This window comes from Achromobacter agilis (assembly GCF_900496965.1).
GTDB lineage: Bacteria > Pseudomonadota > Gammaproteobacteria > Burkholderiales > Burkholderiaceae_B > Achromobacter > Achromobacter agilis.
Genome location: NZ_UFQB01000009.1, coordinates 33,409 through 51,424 on the forward strand (window position 1 = coordinate 33,409; position 18,016 = coordinate 51,424).

Annotated in this window: 17 protein-coding genes and 2 pseudogenes; 14 read left to right on the forward strand and 5 right to left on the reverse strand. The window is 64.7% G+C overall.

Translation table 11 applies throughout. From position 1 onward, the window contains the following. Positions 1 to 300 precede the first annotated feature (300 nt). Positions 301 to 1,683, forward strand: a complete 1,383-nt coding sequence (locus AGI3411_RS12695) for a ClcB-like voltage-gated chloride channel protein (RefSeq protein WP_129527731.1) — start codon at positions 301 to 303, stop codon at positions 1,681 to 1,683. 43 nt (positions 1,684 to 1,726) lie between these two features. Here the strand turns inward: AGI3411_RS12695 and AGI3411_RS12700 are convergent, their stop codons facing one another. Continuing rightward, a complete protein-coding gene (locus AGI3411_RS12700; RefSeq protein WP_244240339.1) occupies positions 1,727 to 2,179 on the reverse strand; it encodes a GNAT family N-acetyltransferase in 453 nt (150 codons plus the stop codon). Between the two features lie 211 nt (positions 2,180 to 2,390). Here AGI3411_RS12700 and AGI3411_RS12705 point away from each other — a divergent pair, with 211 nt between their 5' ends. Next, complete coding sequence (locus tag AGI3411_RS12705) at positions 2,391 to 2,726, forward strand: hypothetical protein (RefSeq protein ID WP_129527733.1); 336 nt, start codon at positions 2,391 to 2,393, stop codon at positions 2,724 to 2,726. Between the two features lie 4 nt (positions 2,727 to 2,730). Here AGI3411_RS12705 and AGI3411_RS12710 read toward each other — a convergent pair whose 3' ends face one another. Beyond that, complete coding sequence (locus AGI3411_RS12710; protein ID WP_129527734.1) at positions 2,731 to 3,315, reverse strand: hypothetical protein; 585 nt, start codon at positions 3,313 to 3,315, stop codon at positions 2,731 to 2,733. Positions 3,316 to 3,372: 57 nt separating this feature from the next. Here AGI3411_RS12710 and AGI3411_RS12715 point away from each other — a divergent pair, with 57 nt between their 5' ends. Beyond that, positions 3,373 to 3,729 carry a winged helix-turn-helix domain-containing protein gene (locus AGI3411_RS12715; protein ID WP_129527735.1) on the forward strand — a complete coding sequence of 119 codons (357 nt, stop codon included), beginning with the start codon at positions 3,373 to 3,375 and terminating at the stop codon, positions 3,727 to 3,729. Between the two features lie 23 nt (positions 3,730 to 3,752). On the opposite strand, the gene mnmE is transcribed toward AGI3411_RS12715, so the two are convergent. Beyond that, positions 3,753 to 5,105, reverse strand: coding sequence for a tRNA uridine-5-carboxymethylaminomethyl(34) synthesis GTPase MnmE (gene mnmE / locus AGI3411_RS12720; RefSeq protein WP_129527736.1), 1,353 nt, complete (start codon positions 5,103 to 5,105; stop codon positions 3,753 to 3,755). Between the two features lie 115 nt (positions 5,106 to 5,220). Between mnmE and AGI3411_RS12725 the strand changes: the two genes are divergently transcribed. The 10 genes from AGI3411_RS12725 (at position 5,221) to AGI3411_RS12770 (ending at position 16,067) form a co-directional block, all read left to right on the forward strand. After that, positions 5,221 to 6,807 carry an ABC transporter substrate-binding protein gene (locus AGI3411_RS12725; RefSeq protein ID WP_129527737.1) on the forward strand — a complete coding sequence of 529 codons (1,587 nt, stop codon included), beginning with the start codon at positions 5,221 to 5,223 and terminating at the stop codon, positions 6,805 to 6,807. A 22-nt stretch (positions 6,808 to 6,829) separates the two neighbouring features. Next, positions 6,830 to 7,804 (forward strand): ABC transporter permease, encoded by a 975-nt coding sequence (locus tag AGI3411_RS12730; RefSeq protein ID WP_129527738.1) that lies wholly within the window; start codon positions 6,830 to 6,832, stop codon positions 7,802 to 7,804. Next, complete coding sequence (locus AGI3411_RS12735) at positions 7,801 to 8,721, forward strand: ABC transporter permease (protein WP_129527739.1); 921 nt, start codon at positions 7,801 to 7,803, stop codon at positions 8,719 to 8,721. The genes AGI3411_RS12730 and AGI3411_RS12735 overlap by 4 nt, the downstream gene beginning before the upstream one ends. A gap of 11 nt (positions 8,722 to 8,732) precedes the next feature. Next, positions 8,733 to 9,743, forward strand: a complete 1,011-nt coding sequence (locus tag AGI3411_RS12740; RefSeq protein ID WP_129527740.1) for an ABC transporter ATP-binding protein — start codon at positions 8,733 to 8,735, stop codon at positions 9,741 to 9,743. After that, entirely contained in the window at positions 9,740 to 10,759 is a 1,020-nt protein-coding gene (locus AGI3411_RS12745; RefSeq protein ID WP_129527741.1) for an ABC transporter ATP-binding protein, read from the forward strand. The genes AGI3411_RS12740 and AGI3411_RS12745 overlap by 4 nt, the downstream gene beginning before the upstream one ends. Positions 10,760 to 10,818: 59 nt before the next feature. After that, the gene (locus AGI3411_RS12750) at positions 10,819 to 12,018 is read left to right on the forward strand and encodes a M20 aminoacylase family protein (RefSeq protein ID WP_129527742.1); all 1,200 of its coding nucleotides are present in this window, start codon (positions 10,819 to 10,821) and stop codon (positions 12,016 to 12,018) included. A 315-nt stretch (positions 12,019 to 12,333) separates the two neighbouring features. After that, positions 12,334 to 13,257 carry a TauD/TfdA dioxygenase family protein gene (locus AGI3411_RS12755; RefSeq protein ID WP_129527743.1) on the forward strand — a complete coding sequence of 308 codons (924 nt, stop codon included), beginning with the start codon at positions 12,334 to 12,336 and terminating at the stop codon, positions 13,255 to 13,257. A gap of 46 nt (positions 13,258 to 13,303) precedes the next feature. Further along, positions 13,304 to 14,347, forward strand: a complete 1,044-nt coding sequence (locus tag AGI3411_RS12760) for an ABC transporter substrate-binding protein (RefSeq protein ID WP_129527744.1) — start codon at positions 13,304 to 13,306, stop codon at positions 14,345 to 14,347. Between the two features lies 1 nt (position 14,348). Continuing rightward, positions 14,349 to 15,179: an ABC transporter ATP-binding protein gene (locus tag AGI3411_RS12765; protein WP_129527745.1), complete on the forward strand. Its 831-nt coding sequence runs from the start codon at positions 14,349 to 14,351 to the stop codon at positions 15,177 to 15,179. A gap of 9 nt (positions 15,180 to 15,188) precedes the next feature. Next, positions 15,189 to 16,067 carry an ABC transporter permease gene (locus tag AGI3411_RS12770; protein WP_129527746.1) on the forward strand — a complete coding sequence of 293 codons (879 nt, stop codon included), beginning with the start codon at positions 15,189 to 15,191 and terminating at the stop codon, positions 16,065 to 16,067. Here AGI3411_RS12770 and AGI3411_RS12775 read toward each other — a convergent pair. Continuing rightward, positions 16,042 to 16,270: pseudogene (locus AGI3411_RS12775) on the reverse strand (hypothetical protein); the annotation flags it as partial. The gene AGI3411_RS12770 and the pseudogene AGI3411_RS12775 overlap by 26 nt on opposite strands. Between AGI3411_RS12775 and AGI3411_RS12780 the strand changes: the two are divergent. After that, positions 16,263 to 16,532, forward strand: a pseudogene (locus tag AGI3411_RS12780) (GlxA family transcriptional regulator); the annotation flags it as partial. The pseudogenes AGI3411_RS12775 and AGI3411_RS12780 overlap by 8 nt on opposite strands. 32 nt (positions 16,533 to 16,564) lie before the next feature. Here AGI3411_RS12780 and AGI3411_RS12785 read toward each other — a convergent pair. Continuing rightward, entirely contained in the window at positions 16,565 to 18,010 is a 1,446-nt protein-coding gene (locus AGI3411_RS12785; protein ID WP_129527747.1) for a catalase, read from the reverse strand. Positions 18,011 to 18,016 lie beyond the last annotated feature (6 nt).

Consider the following 18,016-nt stretch of genomic DNA (forward strand, 5'->3'; position numbering starts at 1 on the left):
GAAGTTGGACAAGATTTTGACCCCTGCCCGAAACCCCTGCTTGTTCAACTTGCCTCCACAAAATGTGCACAACCAGCCGCCTTAGGAGTTATCCACAGGCCGATTTCCGGAATCGGGTGGCAAAAGTGGCACTTTTACCCCGAAAAACGCGCTTTGGCACCCCCCGCTTTTTTGCCCTTCCAGAGGCCTGCAGAGGCTCCGTAAGCCGTCTTCGCAACCCGGGATCAGGGGGGAGGCATCTGGCCTTTCTTTACAGGGGACTGAACAAAAAGTGAGCAGGTTTCGCCGTAGAATCGCGCCATGGCGAGAGAAATCAGAATCAAGAATTCGGGCTGGGCGACCTGGCTGAGAAGCCGTCTGCTGGCCGACAATCTGCCGGTTACGGTGTGTGCAGCGGCGTTGATGGGCCTGTTTGGCGCGCTGGCCACTGTCGTCTTCCGGGAATTGCTGGGCTGGACGCAAATATTGCTCGGCGGGGGCGATGTTCCCCACGGCATGGTGTCCCTGGCGCGTGGACTCAGTCCCTGGCAGCGGTTTCTGATGCCGGCTGTCGGGGGCGCGATCGCAGGCGCGATCCTGCAGCTGGCCGCGAAACGGTTGCCCAGGCGTGGCGCGGCGGACTACATGGAAGCCATTGCGGTTGGGCGTGGCATCATCGGGTTCCGCCAGACGGTGGCCCGCAGCCTGTCATCCATTTTTTCCATCGGATCGGGCGCTTCTATCGGGCGAGAAGGCCCCATGGTGCAGCTCGCGGCGATGCTGTCGTCCTTGGCGGGCCGATACCTGGTCCTGCCGCCCAGGCATTTGCGGCTGTTGGTCGCCTGCGGCGCCACCGCGGGCATCACGTCCGCCTACAACGCGCCGATCGCCGGCGCGTTATTCATTTCCGAGATCGTCTATGGCGCGATTTCGTCCGCGACGCTGGTGCCGCTGATCGTATCGTCCGTCGTGGCCAACATCGTGACGCGCCAGATCCTGCATTACGATGCCGTGTTCCATATGCCGCCCTTCGATTTCGTGTCCGGCTGGGAAGTCATCAACTATCTGGGACTGGGCCTGATCGCCGGCCTGGCGGCGCCGCAATTCCTGCGGTTCCTGGACGTGGCGCGCAGCGCCTTCGGCCGGCTGCCATTGCCGTTGTGGGCCAGGATGGCCATGGGCGGCCTGATCGTGGGCGCCTTGTCGGTGGTGAATCCCGAGGTCTGGGGGAATGGCTATAGCGTGGTCAACAGCATGCTGCATACGCAGTGGGCGTGGCAGGCCGTTGCCGCCATTCTGTTGCTGAAGACGCTGGCGACCGCGGCCAGCGTCGGTTCGGGCGCGGTGGGCGGCGTCTTCACGCCCACGCTGTTCGTGGGGGCGGCGCTGGGCGCTTTGTATGGCACCGGCCTGCAGGCCTTGTTTCCCGCCGGCGATCTGTCGGCGGTATCCAGCTATGCCATCGTCGGCATGGGGGCGCTGCTGGCGGCCACCACCTATGCGCCGTTGATGTCGATCTTGATGATATTCGAGATGACGCTCAGCTACGAAGTGATGTTGCCGCTCATGTTGGCGTGCGTGACCGGCTATGTGATCGCGCATCGTATCCGGCCAGATTCCGTCTACGCGAAATCGCTGGCCAGCAACCGGCGCGCGCGGCTTGCAGCAGCTGGCGGGAAAGACGAAGAAAAGTCCTCACTATGAATTACGAGTAAATACTCGTATTTTTTAACGAAGAAAAAGACCTTCAGGAAAGCGCTTTCTTCATGAAGACGCGCTTCAGGCCGATCTCTTCGGCACGGTGCGTTTCAACGTAACCATGGCCGCGGTAAATGCTGATGTTCTCGGTCATCTTTTCCTGCGTGTACAGGCGGATGCTGGCGTAGCCGAGGCGGCGCGCCTCGTCTTCCGCGAACCGGAGCAGGCGGCTTCCATAACCTTTGCCTTGGGCGTCGGGCGACACGGCAATATTGTCCAGCAGCAGGCAGTCCGCCTCGGGAATCAGCACCAGGATGGCCTGGATGCCATCTTGCGTTTCCAGCACGCTGACCACGCCCTGCGCGACGCGGGCGCGGTAGTCGTCCAGCATGGGGCCTGGCGTCGCGCCGATGCGCAAGATATAAGGCGCGTATGCGCGCTCGACGATCTGTTCGATCGCGGATAGGTCGTCGGCGGTGGCGGGACGGATGTCGAATGGCACGGGGATCCTGGACGCAAGGAAAACCATCGAATCGCCGGCCCGCATGCCGTCCGGGCGCGGGCTGGCGAACCCAGAATATACGGAGGTTTCGCCCCCGCGGGAATGCCCGGCAAAATAGTTATAAAATTTATAATAAAAATGTCGCGTCACGCTTCTTTTGAAGTATGCGGCCCCAGGAAAAATTGCTGCGCGGTTCCCCACAGGAGCGTTCATGGCATCCGGAAAGTCCGTTCCGGCGGGTAGCGGCCCGCCCAATCTCTGGGAGGAGTTCTCCAGGTTCCACGGGGCGTGCGCGGCCGTTCTGGGCCGCGCCGAGCGCTGCCTGGATCAGGGCGAAGCGCTCTCGGAAAGCGAGAAGTCGGAACTGCGGACCATGGCGCTGAACCTTGGCGCGCTTGGCCGGTTGCTGCATGGCAAAAGAGGCCGCGATATGCGCCTGCTGGCGGAACGCCTGGACCAGGTTTTGAAACGCTGCGGCTTGGAAGCTGCGGCGCGGGACCTGGACGGCGAAGAGCCGGAACGGGATCCGGCGACGATGGCGAACTGAGCGTTCAGTCGGCCGCGTTCTCCTTGACTGCGCTTGCCCGCGGCCCGGCGGGGAGCCACCGCAGCAATGCCACGACGGTCTTCAGCGCGTACAGCACGAACAGCGACCCCGTTACGTCTCCCGTGAACATCGCTACGAATCCGCCCGGCAGCGCGGCTCGTTCCCCCTGGAAGAAAAACCAGGGGTGGTGGATCGTCGTGTTTACCAGCGCATAGACGACCGCGCAGACGACCAGGCGCCAGGCCGTGAGGTTACCGAGGTCCGGCCGCAGATGCAGCGCCGCCCGCGCCCAGCGATAAGCCAGGTAGGGAGCCGCCGCGGCCATGATGCCGCCGGCCAGGGAGCGCACGACATCGTCAGGGAAGTAGTAGAAAAAGCAGGCGATCCAGGACCCGATCAACAAGCCGATCGCGGCCGGCAAGCCGAGCAGCAGCGTGCCGACAAGACGTACGCCCGCAGGCAGATAGATCCAGTTGATGCCCCGGACGAACTCCAGGTTCGTGAATACCCACTCGTTGACTGCAAGACTTGCAAGGAACAGGATAGCCGTCGTCAGGGCCCATTTTGCCTGACCTAGAATGTTGTCCATATCCTAAGTATCATCGTCCACTTTTCGCCCTGGCATCGGTCGCCGCACGCATTATCCATGAAAGAACGAAAGAGGCCCGCCGACATCTATATGCGCTTCCTGCGTCTTGCAGAAGCGCTGCGCGGCTTGCCTTCCCTGCCATCGTTGGACCCGGTGGAGGAACGCATCCTGACGCTCGTCGCCCGCGCCTCCCAGGAAGAACGCCGCCTGTCCGTGCGCGATGTCATGGCCGTGGACAGCATCGGCTCGCCTGCGACACTGCATGCCCGCCTGAAGTCCATGCGTGAAAAGGGCTGGGTCCTGCTCGTGGATACCGAGGATGCCCGCCGCAAGCAGGTCGAATTGAGCCAGGCCGCGCTGCAGCATTTCGACCGCTTGTCGGAATGCCTGGTGGAAGCGGCCCGCAAACCGTAGCGGCATGCGCTCGGTGGCGCGACCTATTTCCCGATGCAGAAGCTGGAAAAAATCTCGCCCAGCAGGTCGTCGCTGGTGAACTTGCCGGTGATGCTGGACAGGCTGTCGTGAGCCAGGCGCAGCTCTTCCGCGAAGAGGTCCAGGACCCGGTCGTCCTGTCCGGCATGTTCGCCCGCGAGCGCCAGGTGCTCCGCGGCATCCTGCAGGGCGCGTAGATGCCGTTCGCGCGCCAGCCATGGGGATTCGGCCCCCGGGTTCCAGCCTGCGATCTGCAGCAATTCCGCGCGCAGCGCATCCAGGCCGATGCCGCTCTTGGCTGAAATGCCCAGGTCGCCCGGGCCCGCGGCGAAGGCGGTGGACAGCAGGTCTACCTTGTTGAACACCTTGAGGACGGGCGTGCGGGGCGGCAGACGGGCGGTGATCTGGGCGTCCAGCTCGTCGCCGGGCTGGGTGGCGTCCTGCAGGTGGAGGATGACGTCCGCGCGCTCGATTTCCTGCCAGGTGCGGGCAATGCCGATGCTCTCGACGGTATCCTCGGTTTCCCTGAGGCCGGCCGTGTCCACGATGTGCAGCGGCACGCCGTCGATGTGGATCTCTTGCACCACCTTGTCCCGGGTGGTGCCCGCGATCGGCGTGACGATGGCGATGTCGTCACCGGCCAGTGCATTGAGCAGGCTGGATTTCCCGACGTTGGGCTGCCCGGCGAGAACGACATGAAGGCCTTCGCGCAGGATCACGCCCTGGCGGGCCTGCGCGATCAGCCCAGCCAGGTCGGCGGCCAGCGCTTCGAGGGTGGGCCGCGCCTGGTACTTTTCCAGGAAATCGATTTCCTCTTCGGGGAAATCGAGTGTGGCTTCGACCAGCATGCGCAAATGGATGATGCGGTCGGACAGGTCGTTCACGCGGGCTGAGAACTCCCCTGACAGGGAGGCCATGGCGCCGCGCGCAGCCGCCACCGACGATGCGTCGATCAGGTCGGCCACGGCCTCGGCCTGGGCCAGATCCATGCGGTCGTTCAGGAAGGCGCGGCGCGTGAATTCACCGGGTTCGGCCAGCCGGACGCCGAGGTCTCGGCCGGCGGCCAGGCAGCTTTCCAGCACGCGCCGCAACACGGCGGGACCGCCGTGGCCTTGCAATTCCAGCACGTCTTCGCCGGTGTACGAATGAGGCGCCTGAAAGTAGATGGCGATACCTTCGTCCAGCAGTTCCCCGGTTTCGGCCTTGAACGGCAGGTAGTGCGCGTGGCGCGGGGTGAGCTCGCGCTGGAACAGGTGGCGCATCAGCCCGGAGAGGTCCGCGCCGGAGACGCGCACGACGCCGATGCCGCCTCTTCCGGGGGCGGTGGCAATGGCGGCGATGGGGGCGTAGGCGGACATATTTCAGCGAAGGCGAAGCGAGAACAATAAGGGAATATAACTGTTGCGCGGGGGCTTGTTTGGTGGTTACTGTGGCCCGGAGGTTCAAAACCCGAAACAACTCTGGGAGATCACAATGGCATCTCGGTTTTCGCGTGTCTTGGCCTGCGGCTCGGCCGCGGTGATTCTGGCGTTTGGCACACTCAGTTCGGCCATGGCCCGCGATCTGGTGATCGCCTTGAAGACCGAACCTTCTTCCATGGATCCGCAGTACCACGCGCTCACGCCCAATACGCAGATCTCCCAGACTATCTTCGACACCTTGGTCGCGACCGACGCGCAACTCAAACCGCAGCCCGCGCTTGCCGAATCCTGGACCGTGGACGGCAAGGTCTGGACGTTCAAGCTGCGCCCCAACGTGAAGTTCTCCGATGGCACGCCGTTCACGGCGGAAGACGTCGTCTTCACCTATGCGCGCGTGCCGAAGGTTCCAAACAGCCCGTCGCCGTTCACGCTGTACCTGGGGTCGGTCGAGAAGACCGAAGCGGTGGACCCGCAAACCGTGCGCATCACGACCAAGGACGTGGCGCCGAACCTGCTGGTCAACCTGGCCCAGTTGCCCATCATGTCCAAGAAGGCGGCGTCGGGGCCGGCCGCCGAAGGCAAGACGACCACCGAACTGAACAGCGGCGATGGCCTGATCGGGACCGGCCCGTACAAGTTTGTGTCATGGAAGCGGGGCGCGGAGTTCGTGCTGGCGCGTAACGATAACTACTGGGGCAAGAAGCCCGAATGGGACCGCGTGGTCTACCGTCCGATCAGCAACGCGGCGGCGCGCGTGGCGGCGCTGCTGGCCGGCGACGTCGATATGATCGAGGATCCTCCCACCGATGACCTGCCCAAGCTGAAGGCCGACAAGAAACTCTTCGTCGAAGAAACGCCGTCGGTGCGCGTGGTGTACGTCGCGCTCGACCAGTTCGCGGAGCCCTCGCCCGGCGTACAGGGCACGGACAAGAACCCCATGAAGGACAAGCGCGTGCGCGAGGCGCTGTCGTTGGCCATCAACCGCCAGGCGCTGGTCGAGCGCGTGATGGGCGGCGTGGCGCTGCCGGCGGGCAATTTGCTGCCCTATCCCATGTTCGGTTCGAGCAAAGAGCATTCGAAGGCGCCCAAGGCCGATGTCGAAAAGGCCAAGGCCCTGCTGAAGGAAGCCGGCTATCCCAACGGTTTCTCGATCACGCTGGGTTCGCCGTCGGGGCGCTACGTCAACGATTCGAAGGTGGCGCAGGCAATCGCCTCGATGTGGACCCGTATCGGCGTGAAGACCAGCGTGGACGCCCTGGCGCCCCCGGTGTTCTTCAAGAACCGCGACAGCTACGCGTTCTCGGCGTACCTGGCGGGCTGGTCAGTGACGAGCGGCGAAATGTCCAACGCGTTGACGTCGTTGCTGGTGACGCGCAATCCCGAAGCGGGTCTGGGCACCACCAACCGAAGCCGCTACTCGAATCCCAAAATGGATGCGCTGGTGAAGGAAGCGTCGTCCACCATGGATGAGGCCAAGCGCGCCCAACTGCTGTCCCAGGCCAGCAATATTGCCATGGACGACTACGCGATGCTGCCCATCCATTTCGAGCTGTCGGTGTGGGCCATGAAGAACGACATCCGCTATCAGGGCCGGCCGGACCAGGTCACGCTCTCGCAGTTCGCGACCCTGAAGAAGTAACGCGGGCGGCGGGCGGCATCTCGTGCTTGCAACGATCGTAAGAAGGCTGCTGCAGACCATCGTCGTCATGCTCGTCATGTCGGCGCTGGTCTTCGCCGGCATCTACATGGTGGGCGATCCGGTGTCGATGCTGGCCAGCCCGGAGGCCACCGAGGCGCAGCGCGCCGCGGTGCGCGCGTCGCTGGGCCTGGATCTGCCGCTGTGGCGGCAGTATCTGATCTTCATGGGCCAGGCGGTGCGCGGCGATTTCGGCAACAGCTTCCTGACGGGCGAGCCCGCCATGCACCTGATCCTGGAGCGTATGCCGGCCACGGTGGAGCTGGCATGCGTGGCCATGCTGTTGTCGGTGCTGATCGGCGTGCCGCTGGGCATCCGCGCCGGCCTGAAGCCGAACGCGCCCGCGTCGCGCGCGATCATGACGGGATCGGTGCTGGGCTTCTCGCTGCCGAATTTCTGGGTCGGCCTGATGTTCATCATGGTGTTCGCGGTGATGCTGGGCTGGGTGCCGGCGGGCGGGCGAGGACAGACGGTCAGCATCGGCTCCCTGCAGCTGAGCGTGCTGACGCTCGACGGCTGGCTGAGCCTGGCGCTGCCTGCGGCCACGATCGCATTCGCCAAGTGCGCGATGATCATCCGTGTGACCCGGGCCGCCACGCGCGAGGCCCTGCCCATGGATTACATCAAGTTCGCGCGCGCCAAGGGCCTGTCGGAAAGACGCGTGCTGGGCGTGCACCTATTGAAGAACATCCTGATCCCGGTGGTGACGGTTGCGGGCCTGGAGTTCGGCCAGGTGATGGCGTTCGCCGTCGTGACCGAGACCGTGTTTTCGTGGCCGGGCATGGGCAAGCTGCTGATCGATTCCATCATCAACCTGGACCGTCCGGTGGTGGTGGCTTACCTGCTTCTGATTGTGTTCTTCCTGGTCATGCTGAACCTCGTGGTGGACATCATCTATACGGTGCTGGACCCCCGCGTACGCCTGGATAGCCGCCGATGAATACGCCTGCCTCCATCGCCGCCGCGCCGGCAAAATCCAAGGAGCAGACGCCCTGGCGCCGCTTCCTGTCGGATTTCTTTGCGAGCAAGCTGGCCACGGTGGGCCTGGTCATGCTGGTCGTTATCGTGGGCGCTGCGCTGCTGGCGCCGTGGATCGCGCCGCAGAATCCGTACGACCTGGCCGTGCTGGACATCATGGATTCCAAGCTCGCGCCCGGCAGCGAAAGCGGCGACGGCGCCATGCATTACTGGCTGGGCACCGACGGCCAGGCGCGCGACCTGCTGTCGGCCATCCTCTATGGCATGCGCACGAGCTTGCTGGTGGCGACCGTGTCGGTGCTCGCCGCCTTCGGCATCGGCGCTACCGTGGGGCTGATCGCGGCCTATTTCGGCGGCCGCATCGATGCCCTGCTGATGCGGATTGTGGATATCCAGCTGTCGTTTCCGGCGATCCTCGTTGCGCTGATGCTTCTGGCGATCCTGGGCAAAGGTGTGGATAAGGTGATCATCGCGCTGATCGTCGTGCAGTGGGCGTATTTTGCGCGGGCGGCGCGGGGCGCGGCGTTGGTCGAGCGCGGCAAGGAATACGTGGAGGCGGCGCGCTGCATGTCCCTGTCGTGGGGGCGCGTGCTGTTTCGCCATGTGTTGCCGAACTGCATGCCGCCGCTGATCGTGATCGCCACCATCGACCTGGCGCACGCCATCGCGCTGGAAGCGACGCTGTCGTTCCTGGGCGTGGGCGTGCCGGTGACCGAGCCTTCGCTGGGCATGCTGATCTACAACGGCTTCGAATACCTGCTGTCCGGCCAGTACTGGATTTCCTTCTTTCCCGGCATCGCCCTGGCGCTGGCCATCATCGCCATCAATCTGGTGGGTGACCACCTGCGCGATGTGCTCAACCCGCGCCACGAGAATTGAGGGGCGGCGCCATGCAGACATCGCTTGTGGAAAAACCATCGGCAGCGCCCAAACCGATTCTCGAGGTGCATGGGCTGAAGACGCACTTTTTCACGCGCAACGGCGTGGTGAAGGCGGTGGACGGTGTGGACCTGACACTGGCCGAAGGCGAAATCCTGGGGCTGGTGGGCGAATCGGGGTCGGGCAAGAGCATTACGGGCTTTTCGCTGATGGGGCTGCTGGACGCGCCGGGCCGCATCGTGGAAGGCCAGCTGTTGCTGAACGGGGAAGACCTGCGTTGCGCCACGCCCGCGCGCTGGCGCCAGTTGCGGGGCCAGGAGATCGCGATGATCTTCCAGGACCCGATGATGACCCTGAACCCGGTATTGCGCGTAGACACGCAGATGATCGAGGCGGTCCAGGCGCACAGCAATGCGACGCGCGCACAGGCGCGCCAGCGTGCGCTGCAGACCCTGGCGATGGTGGGCATCCCATCGCCCGAAGAACGTCTGCGGACCTATCCGCACCAGTTGTCGGGCGGCATGCGGCAGCGCGTGGCGATCGCCATCGCCCTCTTGAACTCGCCGCGCCTGATCATTGCGGACGAACCGACGACCGCGCTGGACGTGACGATACAGGGGCAGATCCTGTTCGAAGTGCAGAAGCTGTGCCGCGAGACCGGCACCGGGCTGATCTGGATCACGCACGACCTGGCGGTGGTGGCCGGGCTGGCGGACCGCGTGTCCGTCATGTATGCGGGCCGTGTGGTGGAAACCGGAAGCACCGAGGCCGTGATCAGCCATCCCATGCATCCGTACACGCATGGTCTGATCGCCTCCATTCCCACGCCGGAATCCCGCGGCCAGCCCTTAGTGCCGATTCCCGGGATGACGCCGTCGCTGCTCAACCTGCCGCAAGGCTGTGCGTTCCGGGGGCGATGTCCACGCGCGACCGAGGCCTGTCTGGCCGAGCCGCAGCCCGTGGAAGTCCGTCCGGCGCAATGGGTGCGCTGCTGGCATGCAGGAGGCCCAGACATCAAATGAGCGCAGCGGAACACGACACCGCCCATCCCATCCTGTCGCTGCGGCAGGTCGAGCTGCGCTTCGTGCAGCACGTGGACCTGGCCGGCCGCATTGCCAACCTGCTGGGGGCGGGCCTGAAGACACAGGTCGTGCATGCCGTGGCCGGCGTGGACCTCGACGTGATGCCGGGCGAAGTGATTGGCATCGTGGGCGAATCGGGCTGTGGAAAATCCACCCTGGGCCGCATCGTGTCGGGGATCCTGCCGCCGACCGCCGGAGAAGTGCACTACCGGGGAAAGCCGGTACGGGAACTGACGGGGCCGCAACGGCGCGCCTACGAACTGGGCGTGCAGATGATTTTCCAGGACCCCTATGCTTCCCTGAATCCGCGCATGCGCGTGCGGGAAATCATCGGCGAAGCTCCCGTGGCCCATGGCCTGGTCCGGGCGCGGGACAAGGCGGAGTACGTAGCCGGGCTGATGCGCCAGGTTGGCCTGGATGCGAGTTTTTCACAGCGTTATCCCCATCAATTCTCGGGCGGCCAGAGGCAGCGCATCGGCATTGCGCGGGCCCTGGCGCTCAAGCCGTCCGTCATCGTTTGCGATGAAGCCGTCGCGGCGCTGGATGTATCGATCCAGGCCCAGGTGCTGAACCTGTTCGAAGCATTGCGCGCGGAACTGGACCTGACCTATCTTTTCATCAGCCACAATCTCAGCGTCGTCAGCCATATTTCGGATCGTGTGGCTATCATGTACTTGGGACGCGTGGTGGAACTGGCGCCCACCGATACCGTTTTCCGGCACGCCAACCATCCATACACCCAGGCCTTGCTGAAAGAACTGCCCACGCTGAAGCCCGGGCGGCGCACCTACCTGCCGATCAAGGGCGAACTGCCCTCGCCGCTGGATCCGCCGACGGGCTGCGCGTTCCATCCGCGTTGTCCACATGCCATGCCGCGCTGCAAGACAGAGCGGCCGTTGCTGAAGGAAGTCGCGCCGGAGCAACTCAGCGCCTGTCATTTGAATGATGCGGCCTAGGCCCTGGCCAGGGCCGGCGAACCGCCAATTTCCACACTTACCGATTATCCACAGCCATCATGAAAACCATCGACGAAATCGAACGCGTGCACGGCGATCTGACCGCGCTGCGCCGGGATATCCACGCGCATCCCGAACTGGCGTTCCAGGAAACGCGTACCTCCACGCTGGTGGCCGAGCGCTTGCGCGGCTGGGGGCTGGAAGTCCACACCGGCCTGGGGAAAACCGGCGTGGTGGGGGTGCTGCGCGCAGGCAGCGGCAAAAAGACGATCGGCCTGCGCGCCGACATGGACGCCCTGCCCATGCCGGAGCACAACCGCTTCGCGCACAAGTCCACCATCAGCGGACGCATGCACGGTTGCGGCCATGACGGCCATACGACCATGCTGCTGGGCGCGGCGCAATACCTGTCCACGCACCGGGATTTCGATGGCACGGTCGTGTTCATTTTCCAGCCGGCCGAGGAAGGCGGCAACGCCGGCGCGCGCGCAATGATGCAGGACGGCCTGTTCGACCGCTTCCCGTGCGATGCGGTGTTCGGCATCCACAACATGCCCGGCATGCCGGTCAACCAGTTCGGGTTCCGGGCCGGGCCGACCATGGCTTCCAGCAACCGCTGGGACATCGTCATCAAAGGCGTGGGCGGCCACGCGGCGCAGCCGCATGCATCGGTGGATCCGATCATCGTGGCCGCCGATATGGTGCATGCCCTGCAGACCGTGATCTCGCGCAGCAAGAATCCGCTGGACCAGGCGGTGCTGTCGATCACGCAGATTCACGCGGGCGACGCGTACAACGTGATTCCGGGCGAAGCCGTGCTGCGCGGCACCGTGCGCACGTATACGGTGGAGGCGCTGGACAAGATCGAGGCGGACATGCGGCGCATCGTCACCACCCTGCCGCAGGTATATGGCGGCACGGGCGAACTGGACTTCGTGAGGGCCTATCCCCCGCTGGTGAACTGGGAGAATGAAACGGCCTTCGCCGCCCAGGTCGCGGAGGACGCATTCGGCGCCAAAAATGTGCTGCGGGACATGCCGCCCTTCATGGGCGCCGAGGACTTCTCCTTCTTTCTGGAAGCCATCCCCGGCACCTATCTGTTCCTGGGCAATGGGGATGGCGGACATCGGCTGGAAAGCTACCATGGCATGGGCCCGTGCCAGCTGCATAACCCGAATTACGACTTCAACGACGCCCTGCTGCCAGTTGGCGCAACCTATTGGGTGAAATTGGTGCAGGCCTTCCTGTCCAAGGCCTGATTCTCGCAAGCTATTGATTTTAAAGGCGCAGGCTGTCATGGCTTGGCGCCTTTTCTTCTGTCCGGGCCAAGTTGTGCACCGGCTATCCACTGGCTGTCCACTGCCTATCCACCGGGATATCCCCTGGCTATCCACCGGTTTTCCCTGGCTTGTCACTAGGCTTATCCCTAGAGTTATCCACAGGCCGGAAATTTCTCTTTATGACGCAAGGGCTTGAACAAACGCCGAATAATTCGTTTGCCCAGCGGTAACGGGTTTTCATAATGGATCGCTCCAATGCCGGCCTGGCCGGCGAGTCACTGCAAGGAGCGATCCATGTCCCAGAGCAACGCGCTGCGCCGGTCCGAAGCGTATGCGGCACCGAGGTACGCCTCCGTTCCCGCGCCTCAGGATTTCCTGGTCCGGCCCCTGGCGGGCCCGGTGGGCGCGGAGATCGTCGGCATCGATCTGTCGCAGGAACTCGACGCGGCTGACTTCGCCCGGGTGCACCAGGCGCATCTGGACCACCACCTGCTGGTGTTCCGCGACCAGCACATTACCCCGCAGCAGCACATCGATTTCAGCCGGCGCTTCGGCCGCCTGATGATCCACGTGCTGCATCAATTCCACCTGCCCGGGTATCCGGAGATCCTCGTCGTGTCCAACATCGTGGAGGATGGCAAGCCGGTGGGGCTGGGCGATGCCGGCAAATACTGGCATTCGGACATCTCGTACAAGGAATTGCCCAGCCTGGGGTCGCTCCTGCATGCGCAGGAACTGCCGGCGCAAGGAGGCGACACGCTCTTCGCCAACATGCATCTGGCGTATGACACGCTGCCCGCCGCGCTGCGCGATGCCGTCGACGGCAAGCGCGCCGTGCATTCCTACCTGGCCAAGTACGGGCAGTTGCAGAAGGAAGGCGCCTGGCGCCCCAACCTGAGCGCGCAGCAGGTGGCGCAGGTGCAGGAGGTCGTGCACCCCGTGGTGCGCACGCACCCCGAATCCGGCCGCCGGGCGCTGTTCGTCAGCGAAGGCTTCACGACGCGTATCGAAGGCCTGCCCGAAGACGAAAGCCGGCAGATACTCGACGAGCTGTTTGCGCACAGCATCCGTCCCGAGCATCTCTACCGCCACGCGTGGCAGCCCCACGATCTGGTGTTCTGGGACAACCGCTCGCTGATCCACCTGGCCGCCGGCACGCCGGACCATCTGCGTCGCAAGCTGTACCGCACCACCATCGAAGGCGATACGCCCTTCTGAAAACGCCAGCCTCCGCCCGAACAACGACTTATCCACAAGGATCGCCATGCGTTTTTCTTCCGCCCTGCGGGACCGTTTTGTCCGAATCGCCACCGGCGCAGGCCTGGCGCTGGCGCTGGCCGTTCTGGCGCTCGCCTCGCCGACCCCGGCGATGGCGGAAGGCCGTATCCGCATCGCGGAGCAATACGGCATCGTGTATTTGTTGTTGAACGTCGCCCGCGACCAGCAACTGATCGAGAAGCACGGCAAGGCCGAAGGGCTGGACATCTCGGTCGAATGGGCCAAGTTGTCCGGCGGCTCGGCGGTAAACGACGCGCTGCTGTCGGGGGCTGTGGATATCGCGGGTGCGGGCGTGGGGCCGCTGCTGACGATCTGGGATCGCACGCGCGGCAAGCAGAACGTGAAAGGCGTCGCATCGCTGGGCAACTTTCCCTACTACCTGGTCAGCAACAATCCGGACGTGAAGACGATCGCGGACTTCACGGACAAGGACCGCATCGCGGTTCCCGCGGTAGGCGTGTCGGTGCAATCGCGCGTGCTGCAGCTGGCGTCGGCCAAGCTGTGGGGCGATGCGCAATTCAATAAGCTGGACAAGCTGTCCGTCGCGTTGCCGCATCCGGACGCCGCGGCCGCGATCATCGCCGGCGGCACCGAGATCACGGCGCATTTCGGCAATCCGCCCTTCCAGGAGCAGGAACTGGCCGAGAATCCCAAGGCGCGCATCGTGCTCAAGTCGTACGACGTACTGGGCGGACCCAGTTCCTCGACGGTGCTGTTCGCGACCGAGAAATTCCGCAAGGAAAATCCCAAGACCTACAAGGCGTTCCAGGCCGCGCTGCAGGAGGCGGCAGTCTTCGCCGCCGCCCACCCGGAGCAGGCCGCGGATACGTACCTGCGCGTCACAGGGGCCAAGCTGGACCGCGGCTTCCTGATCAATGTGATCAAGAACCCCGACGTGCAATTCAAGCTGGAACCCCAGAACACCTACGCACTGGCCGAGTTCATGCACAAGGTCGGCGCGATCAAGCACGCGCCGGCGAGTTGGCGTGACTATTTCTTCGACGATCCGCTCACGGCGCAAGGCAGCTGATATGGGCCTGACCGCCGCCGCGCCTGTGGATAAACCCGAAACGGCCACGCCTTTGCTGCTTGTGGATAAGGTGTCGATCGAATACAAGACGCGCGATCGGCGGGTACGCGCCACGCACCAGGCCAGTTTCGAGGTGCATGACGGGGAACGGGCCATTTTGCTGGGGGCGTCCGGCTGCGGCAAGTCGACGTTGCTCAAGGCGATAGCGGGGTTTATCCCGCCCACCGAAGGACGCATCGAGATCGATGGACAACCCGTGCGCGGCCCCGGGCCGGACCGCATCGTGGTGTTCCAGGAATTCGACCAGTTGCCGCCCTGGAAGACGCTGCGCCAGAACGTCGCGTTTCCTCTCCTGGCTTCGCGCAAGCTGGGCCGGCGCGAAGCGGACGAACGCGCCATGCATTACCTCGACAAGGTGGGCCTGTCCGCCTTCGCCGATGCCTATCCGCACACGCTGTCGGGCGGCATGAAGCAGCGCGTGGCCATCGCCCGCGCCTTGTCCATGCAGCCGCGCGTGCTGCTGATGGACGAACCCTTCGCCGCGCTGGACGCGCTGACGCGCCGCCGCATGCAGGAAGAGCTGCTGGCGCTATGGGAAGACGTGCGATTCACGCTGGTGTTCGTTACGCATTCGATCGAGGAGGCTCTGGTGCTGGGCAGCCGCGTATTGCTGCTGTCGCCGCATCCGGGCCGGGTGCGGGCCGAATTGAATGCCCACGCCTTCGACCTGCACAGCCAGGGTTCCGCGGCGTTTCAGTCGGCCGCGCGGCGTATTCACGACTTGCTGTTCGAGCCGGCCCCGCAGCCGCGGGCCGAACTGGCCGCGGCCTGAGGGACACGTATGAGCAATGCCTATGCCGGCCCGGTTCCGGTCCGTCCGGAGATCGAGCATGATTTGCCGCCCTTGCCCGCGCAGGCGGCCGAAAGGCCGCTGCCCTGGCATGAACGCCTGTGGCAGCAGGCCGGCCTGCGCAAGCTGGTCATCCTGGCGCTCCTGGCCGGCATCTGGGAACTGGCGGCGCGTTATACCGACAATGACCTGCTGCTGCCCGGCGCCGTGCAGACGGCGCAGGCCTTCGTCCAGGGCATGGCGAGCGGCGAATTGCCGGCGCGCGCCGGGCAGTCCCTGCGAGTGCTGGTGCAGGGTTATGCCGCCGGCGTGGCGCTGGCTTTCGTGCTGACCACGCTGGCCGTGTCGACGCGCTTCGGGCGCGACCTGCTGTCGACACTGACCGCCATGTTCAACCCGCTGCCGGCCATTGCGCTGCTGCCGTTGGCGTTGCTGTGGTTCGGCCTGGGCGAAGGCAGCCTGGTGTTCGTGCTGATCCATTCCGTGCTGTGGGCGCTGGCGCTGAACATGTATGCGGGCTTCCTGGGCGTGTCGGAGACCCTGCGCATGGCGGGCCGCAACTACGGCCTCGGGGGCCTGCGCTACGTCCTGCAGATCCTGGTGCCAGCGGCGCTGCCCGCCATCCTGGCCGGGCTGCGGATAGGCTGGGCGTTCGCCTGGCGCACCTTGATTGCGGCGGAGCTGGTGTTTGGCGCTTCCAGCGGCAAGGGCGGCCTGGGCTGGTACATCTTCCAGAACCGCAACGAGTTATACACAGACCGCGTGTTCGCGGGGCTGGCCGCCGTGGTGATCATTGGCCTGCTTGTGGAAAACCTCGGGTTCGACACGCTGGAGCGGCTGACGGTCAGGCGCTGGGGCATGCAGCGTTGACGCCGGGCCCGGCCGCATAGCGGGGCGCGACGGTGTTGCTGGACAGATGGCCCGCCATGGCCTGGCGCGCGGCCTCGTAGGCATCCCACTTTTCGCCGGCGTGCAGTGAGGGGATGGTGGCCGCCATAGACGCCATTCAGCGTTTCCGGAGAAACGGCGACGATGGACGCGATGTTGATGATCGCGCCGCGGCCGCGCGCCACCACGCACTGGCATTGGGCCGAGGCCTTGCAGCGGCGCCACCCGGGCATACAGGTCGAGGCCGACCGCATTTACATCGCCGATGGGCCGGTATGGACTTCCGCCGGCATGACGGCGGAGCTGGATCTGGCGCTGGCGCTCGTGGAAAAGGACCTGGCCGGCGTCGCACGCCTGAGCCCGCGCCAGTTCAGCCGGGTATTCACCGCCGAAACGGGCCAGTCGCCGGCCAAGGCCATCGAGGGGCTGCGGCTCGAGGCGGCCCGAACGGGGCCACCCCTCTTGCGGACGCGGGGAGGTTACAGCTTGAGTCCCAGCGCCTTGGCCACGCCGGCCGCGTAGGCCGGATCCGCCTTCCGGAAGTGTTCCAGCTGGCGGCGCTGGATTTCCTCGGGCACGCCCGCCATGTGGCGGCCGATGTTGCCGAACAGCAGTTCCTGCTGGGCCGGCGTCATCAGGCGGAACAAGGCGCCCGGCTGCGAGTAGTAGTCACTGTCCTCGCGGTGGTTCCAGCGATCGGCGGCCTGGCCGTCCAGCGCCAGCGGCGGCTCGGCCGCGGACGGGGTTTCCTTCCATTCGCCGAAGCTGTTGGGCTCGTAGTTCAGGGTCCCGCCCGCATTGCCGTCGACGCGCCCGGCGCCGTCGCGATGGAAGCTGTGGAACGGGCAGCGCGGCGCGTTCACGGGGATCTGATGATGGTTGATGCCCAGGCGGTAGCGGTGCGTATCGCCGTAGGAGAACAAGCGGCCCTGAAGCATCTTGTCCGGCGAGAAGCCGATGCCCGGGACCACGTTGGCAGGCGTAAAGGCGGCCTGCTCCACTTCGGCGAAGTAGTTCTCCGGGTTCTTGTTCAGCTCCAGCACCCCGACCTCGATCAGGGGGTAGTCGCCGTGCGGCCAGACCTTGGTCAGGTCGAAGGGGTTGATGTGGTAGGTCGCCGCTTCGGCTTCGGGCATGATCTGCACCTTCAGCGTCCACTTCGGGAAGTTGCCCTGTTCAATGTTGTTGAACAGGTCGCGCTGCGAGCTTTCCCGGTCGCGCGCGACGACTTGCGCCGCTTCCTCGTCGGTCAGACAGGCGATGCCCTGCTGCGACTTGAAGTGGAATTTCACGTAGAAGCGTTCGCCGTCCTTGTTGATGAAGCTGAACGTGTGCGAGCCGAAGCCGTGCTGCTGGCGCAGGTTGGCCGGGATGCCGCGATCGCTCATCAGGGTGGTGATCTGGTGTAGCGACTCGGGGTTGAGCGACCAGAAGTCCCAGGCGGCGGTGGCGCTGCGCAGGTTGGACTTGGGCTCGCGCTTCTGCGTGTGGATGAAATCGGGGAATTTCAACGGGTCGCGGATGAAGAAGACGGGCGTGTTGTTGCCCACGAGATCCCAGTTGCCCTCATCGGTGTAGAACTTGATGGCGAAGCCGCGCACGTCGCGTTCGGCGTCCGCCGCGCCGCGCTCGCCGGCCACGGTGGAGAAGCGCAGGAACAGGGGCGTCTGCTTGCCTACCTTGGAAAAAATGCTGGCGCGGGTATAGCGCGAGATGTCGTGGGTGACGGTGAAGGTGCCGTAGGCGCCCGAGCCCTTCGCATGCACGACGCGTTCGGGGATGCGTTCGCGGTCGAAGTGGGCGAGCTTTTCGATCAGCCAGAAGTCCTGCAACAGCGCCGGGCCGCGAGGACCCGCCGTTAGTGTGTTGTTGTTGTCCGCCACCGGCGCGCCCGAGGCGGTGGTCAGATGCTTCTTGTCGTTCATAGCACA

Excerpts from the sequence above, each read along its gene's own strand:
- AGI3411_RS12695 (WP_129527731.1), top strand. The coding sequence starts at position 301 with ATGGCGAGAGAAATCAGAATCAAGAATTCGGGCTGGGCGACCTGGCTG.
- AGI3411_RS12705 (WP_129527733.1), top strand. The coding sequence starts at position 2,391 with ATGGCATCCGGAAAGTCCGTTCCGGCGGGTAGCGGCCCGCCCAATCTC.
- AGI3411_RS12710 (WP_129527734.1), bottom strand. The coding sequence starts at position 3,315 with ATGGACAACATTCTAGGTCAGGCAAAATGGGCCCTGACGACGGCTATC.
- AGI3411_RS12715 (WP_129527735.1), top strand. The coding sequence starts at position 3,373 with ATGAAAGAACGAAAGAGGCCCGCCGACATCTATATGCGCTTCCTGCGT.
- mnmE (WP_129527736.1), bottom strand. The coding sequence starts at position 5,105 with ATGTCCGCCTACGCCCCCATCGCCGCCATTGCCACCGCCCCCGGAAGA.
- AGI3411_RS12725 (WP_129527737.1), top strand. The coding sequence starts at position 5,221 with ATGGCATCTCGGTTTTCGCGTGTCTTGGCCTGCGGCTCGGCCGCGGTG.
- AGI3411_RS12735 (WP_129527739.1), top strand. The coding sequence starts at position 7,801 with ATGAATACGCCTGCCTCCATCGCCGCCGCGCCGGCAAAATCCAAGGAG.
- AGI3411_RS12740 (WP_129527740.1), top strand. The coding sequence starts at position 8,733 with ATGCAGACATCGCTTGTGGAAAAACCATCGGCAGCGCCCAAACCGATT.
- AGI3411_RS12745 (WP_129527741.1), top strand. The coding sequence starts at position 9,740 with ATGAGCGCAGCGGAACACGACACCGCCCATCCCATCCTGTCGCTGCGG.
- AGI3411_RS12750 (WP_129527742.1), top strand. The coding sequence starts at position 10,819 with ATGAAAACCATCGACGAAATCGAACGCGTGCACGGCGATCTGACCGCG.
- AGI3411_RS12755 (WP_129527743.1), top strand. The coding sequence starts at position 12,334 with ATGTCCCAGAGCAACGCGCTGCGCCGGTCCGAAGCGTATGCGGCACCG.
- AGI3411_RS12760 (WP_129527744.1), top strand. The coding sequence starts at position 13,304 with ATGCGTTTTTCTTCCGCCCTGCGGGACCGTTTTGTCCGAATCGCCACC.
- AGI3411_RS12765 (WP_129527745.1), top strand. The coding sequence starts at position 14,349 with ATGGGCCTGACCGCCGCCGCGCCTGTGGATAAACCCGAAACGGCCACG.
- AGI3411_RS12770 (WP_129527746.1), top strand. The coding sequence starts at position 15,189 with ATGAGCAATGCCTATGCCGGCCCGGTTCCGGTCCGTCCGGAGATCGAG.
- AGI3411_RS12785 (WP_129527747.1), bottom strand. The coding sequence starts at position 18,010 with ATGAACGACAAGAAGCATCTGACCACCGCCTCGGGCGCGCCGGTGGCG.